General features: G+C 21.9%; 1 protein-coding gene. It reads left to right on the plus strand.

Features of this window, described 5'->3' with window-relative positions; translation table 11 throughout:
- Positions 1–570, plus strand: a 570-nt coding sequence (locus AVBRAN12647_RS09595) for a hypothetical protein (RefSeq protein WP_336609912.1), incomplete at its 5' end; no start/stop codon positions are given.
- Positions 571–668: the final 98 nt, after the last annotated feature.

Here is a 668-nt window from a genome sequence, read left to right on the forward strand (position 1 = left end):
TTTGATTTAAAATATCTTGAAAGTGATAGCGATAATAATGGGGTGTTAAATAGTGATGAATTAATGAATACTTTAATTGATGTTTGTTATTTTGATGAGAATAAAGATGGGGTTTATGTCTTAAGCGAGATTGTTAAAAAAGACAAAATATTAGAAGAAGATATTAATGAATTTGGCGAAAAAAATATAAACACTATTTCAAAAATGATTAATAATAGAATATTTTTTGATAAAGATAAAGATGGAGAAATTTTAGTAAAAGAGCAATATATTGAAGATGAAAGTGAGTATTTTAAAAACTTAAATCAAGCAAAAGAAGAATTAAAAAATAAAAAAGAAAAAATAGAAGCCAATCCAAAGCTAAAAGAATACGCAATAAATGAAGAAAACAATCACATAAGAAAACTAAAGCAAGATATAAAATTATTTAAAAACTCAAATTCTTTAAAGATAAATGAAGATAAAGAAAAAGAATTAAAAGACAAAAATAATTTAGAAGAATTTTGTGAGTTTAGTATAAAGCTAATTGATGAGCTAAAAGCTTATAAATTACTAGATTTAAAAGCTTAATTAATTCTTTAAGTTAAAGGAGAAATAATGCTAAAAATAGATGGATTTTATGTAGATTTAAGCTCTTTTATAAATACAAGTGTTAGTAAAAAAGCTGA

This window comes from Campylobacter sp. RM12647 (genome assembly GCF_020138135.1).
In the GTDB taxonomy this organism is placed as follows: domain Bacteria; phylum Campylobacterota; class Campylobacteria; order Campylobacterales; family Campylobacteraceae; genus Campylobacter_E.